The 3,761-nt window shown below is 54.4% G+C and carries 3 protein-coding genes; all 3 read left to right on the forward strand.

Features of this window, described 5'->3' with window-relative positions; all coding sequences use genetic code 11:
* The first annotated feature begins 125 nt into the window (after positions 1-125).
* Entirely contained in the window at positions 126-1,841 is a 1,716-nt protein-coding gene (locus tag ABYV26_RS22810; protein ID WP_372683655.1) for a thiamine pyrophosphate-binding protein, read from the forward strand.
* A gap of 49 nt (positions 1,842-1,890) precedes the next feature.
* The gene (locus tag ABYV26_RS22815; RefSeq protein ID WP_372683656.1) at positions 1,891-2,916 is read left to right on the forward strand and encodes a TAXI family TRAP transporter solute-binding subunit; all 1,026 of its coding nucleotides are present in this window, start codon (positions 1,891-1,893) and stop codon (positions 2,914-2,916) included.
* 174 nt (positions 2,917-3,090) lie between these two features.
* Positions 3,091-3,761, forward strand: a 671-nt coding sequence (locus ABYV26_RS22820; RefSeq protein WP_372683657.1) for a TRAP transporter large permease subunit, incomplete at its 3' end; no start/stop codon positions are given.

The following is a 3,761-nucleotide window of genomic DNA, read 5'->3' on the forward strand; positions in this document are numbered from 1 at the left end:
ATAATTTAACCCAATTAAGGCGAATTATTTTTCTTGACAAATAAAATTTAGATATGGTAACCATGAATTAAATCTTATAAAAAATCCTACAAAATAAATTATTATTCTTCATGTTGGAGGCCGTGATGGATGGCTCGCATGCGCTCGTAGAAATGCTGAAAGCCTACAAGGTCGAGGTCATTTTCGGGGTGCCGGGTGACACCAGCATTCCTTTATATGAAGCCTTGTACGACGCCCAACCGTCGATCCGCCACGTGATGGCGCGGGACGAACGTTCTGCCTCGTTCATGGCCGATGCCTATGCCCGCCTGAGCCACAAGCCGGGGCTCTGTGAATGTCCTAGCGGCGCAGGTCCGCTTTATTCGGTTCCGGGTATTGCCGAAGCCAATGCGTCCTCCGTCCCCGTTATCCTCATCACCTCCGATATCCCCTTATCTGGCGAGGGCAGACAGACCATCACAGAACTCGATACCCAGAAGCTTTTTGAATCCATCACCAAGTGGTCAAATGTGGTTAAGCATGCGGAAAAGATTCCAGAGGTTATCCGTCGCGCGTTCCGAATCGCCACCACTGGCCGGCCGGGAGCAGTCCATCTCGCTTTGCCTCATGAGGCATGGTCAGGATCCATTCCAGAAGCTTCTGCTGAAATATATGCCGAAGATGAATGTCGCCGATATCCAGCTTATCGCACCCGTGGGGCCAGGAATGTGTTGGAGCGGCTTGCCGATCTGATGACTGCCGCGAGGCGTCCGGTGATTATCGGCGGCGGTGGCGCCAATCATTCGGATGCCAACAAAGCCATTATGGCCATTGCCGAATGGATGGGTATACCGGTCGTCACGACGATTTCCGGCCAGGGCTTGATGCCGGATGATCACCCGCTGGCACTGGGCGTTATCGGTGACAATGGGTTTCATCCCCACGCGCACCGGGCCATGGAAGAGGGGGACACCCTGCTGTACATCGGCTGTAAGATGGGTAGCGTCTCCACGATCAATTGGACCATGCCGGCGAACGCCGGCGAGCGCACCATCATCCAGATTGACTTGAATCCCGAAATGCTGGGGAACAACTTTAAAAACGCCTTGAGCGTTGCCGGTGACGCCCGATTGGTCACCGAGGACCTGGCAGTTCTGCTAAAAAGCCGAACGGCTCAGCGGGAGCCGTCTGATTGGGTAACCGCTTTGAATCGTCAGCGCGCCACGTTTTGGAGGGATGCAGAAAAACAATTCGCCCTTGCTGATGTACCGTTGAAGCCACAACGGGTTGTCGCTGAGCTGAACAAGCATCTGCCTGGCGACGCCATCGTCATTTCTGACGCAGGCACCCCGACACCCTATATTACCCGGTATCTCAAATTGAGCGGCCAAGGCTCACGGTTTATCATCCCCCGCAGCTACGGCGGACTGGGATACGCCATTCCGGCAGTGGTGGGGGCTCATTTTGCGCGTCCGGGATCGCGCCTGGTGGGGTTGTTTGGTGATGGCAGCCTGGGTATGTCGGCAGGCGAGCTGGAGACCATATCGCGCCTGAACATTCCGGCCGTGTTGATCCATTTCAACAACAGCACCTTCGGATGGATCAAGGCACTGCAGCGCCTCCACAGCCAGGAGAAATACTTTTCCGTGGATTTCAATGCCAACGATCCTGCCAGGGTCGCTGAAGGATTTGGCTTGTCGGCTCAGCGCGTCAATACGCCCGAAGCATTGAGCGAGTCATTGCGTTCCGCTTTTTCAGGAAACCAACCGGTATTCATCGATGTCGTTACCGAACCTGAAGTCGAGAACCTGCCACCGGTATACACGTGGCTGAAACACGCGAGGACGAAGCGGAGAGACTGATATCTGACCTTTGAATGAATCCAATCAACCCCAAAGAAGGAGGATTTTCATGCAGTCGACACTTTTCAAAACAATGGTGGTCCTGACACTGGCAGTCGGTCTGGCGTTCGCTGTCCCCAACCCATCGCGAGCGGAAGAACTCAGCCCGGTGACCCTTACATGGGTGGCGGGCGCTGTGGGTGGAGGATGGTATGTCCAGGCCGGCGGTATCGCCGCGTTAATTTCGGAAAAAGAACCCAAACTGACGCTGAAGGTGGTCCCGGGTGGCGGCTTGGTCAACCCGGTCCGGGTGTCCATGGGCAAGGACGATTTGGGATGGGGGATAACATTTGTAGACAAGATGGCCTTGGGTGGCATGGCCCCCCTTTTTCAAAAACCCAATCCGAATGTCCGATCCTTGGGTGGAATTTTTGGGACCTATTATGTTCATTTCATGGCTGCTAAGGACCAGGGCGTTCAGACGGTCTCAGACATGGCGGATATGGTCAAGGGCGGTAAAGCCATCAAGGTTGCCATGCCGATGAAAGGCACATCGGATTTACCCCTGATCGAAAATATTCTGAAGTTTAATGGGATCTCTGCGGAGGATATCGACCGGGCGGGTGGCAAGGTATTTCAGGCCAACTACGCGGATATGGTCAGCCTGTACAAGGACAGGCATGTCGATTTTGTCTTCACCCATCTGGCGCTGCCGGCTTCGGCAATCACTGAAATGCTGGTCAGCCGTTCCGGCACCCTGCTTCCGATCTCAGACGATTGCATCGACGCCCTTGCAACAGATCTGGGGACCCTGCCGAGATCTTCCGGAAAACAGATCATCCCCAAGGGCACATACGCGGAACAGGCCAGCGATGTACCGACCGTCGTCAGTACCGGCGAGCTGTTGATCGGCAGCCATGTGTCGGATCAGGTGGCTTACACGATCACCAAAATTTTGTGTCAACATGTGGATGAACTCCACAAGATCAACAATGCCAATCAGACATTCATTCCAGAAAAGGGCTGGATCAACGTTGCGGTTCCCCTGCATCCGGGTGCAGAGAAATTCTACAAAGAAGCCGGATACAAGCAATAGCCTCCGGCTTTCCAAGGCCGCACGTCCCTGGTGCCGTAAGCCGGCGAGGCCCCTGCTGCCTTCAGCCATGGCACATGAGTGAGAAACAGCAAGCACGGGAAAGGAGACAGACCGTTGAGAGAATTATCCGGTTGGAAAGGAAGGGTGGTTGGCTCATGGTTGACCGGGGTCTCGGTGTTTGCAATTTACACAGCAACCTTCGGTGTCATGCAACCGAGGATTCAGCGGGGGATTCATCTGTTGTTCCTGTTGCCCATGGCCTTCATTCTCTTCCCGGCCAGCAAACGAGCGTCAAGGGGGGCCATCCCCATCTATGACTGGATCATGGCGTTGCTGGCGCTTCTTCCGCCGCTTTATCTGATTATCAATAGAGATGCCCTGAGCATGCGGCTGGAGTTCATCGATCCCCTCTCCAGCATGGAAATGGTTCTGGGTGCCCTGAACATCCTGCTGCTGCTCGAAGCGATCAGGCGGGCGGTGGTCCCGGCCATGACCGTCCTGATTGTATCATTTTTGGGATATCTTTACATCGCCCCCTATCTCAGTGGCGTTTTCTTTTCCAAACCCCTGCCCTTGTCGGAGCTGATTGAAATGCAGTTTATGCTCACGGATGCGGGCATATATGGCTCGATTACGGGCATATCCGCTACCTTCGTCGCCCTTTTTGTCATTTTTGGGGCCTTCATGGAAAGTACAGAAACCGGTAAATTCTTTACCGATCTGGCCTGCAGGCTGGCAGGCAAAAGCAGGGGCGGGCCAGCCAAGGTGTCGGTGATCAGCAGCGCCTTTTTCGGATCCATCAGCGGAGTGGCTGCTGCAAATGTCTATGCCACCGGAACCTTCAC

It is taken from the genome of Desulfosarcina sp., from assembly GCF_041551955.1.
Taxonomy (GTDB): Bacteria; Desulfobacterota; Desulfobacteria; order Desulfobacterales; family Desulfosarcinaceae; genus Desulfosarcina.

Excerpts from the sequence above, each read along its gene's own strand:
- ABYV26_RS22810 (WP_372683655.1), top strand. The coding sequence starts at position 126 with ATGGATGGCTCGCATGCGCTCGTAGAAATGCTGAAAGCCTACAAGGTC.
- ABYV26_RS22815 (WP_372683656.1), top strand. The coding sequence starts at position 1,891 with ATGCAGTCGACACTTTTCAAAACAATGGTGGTCCTGACACTGGCAGTC.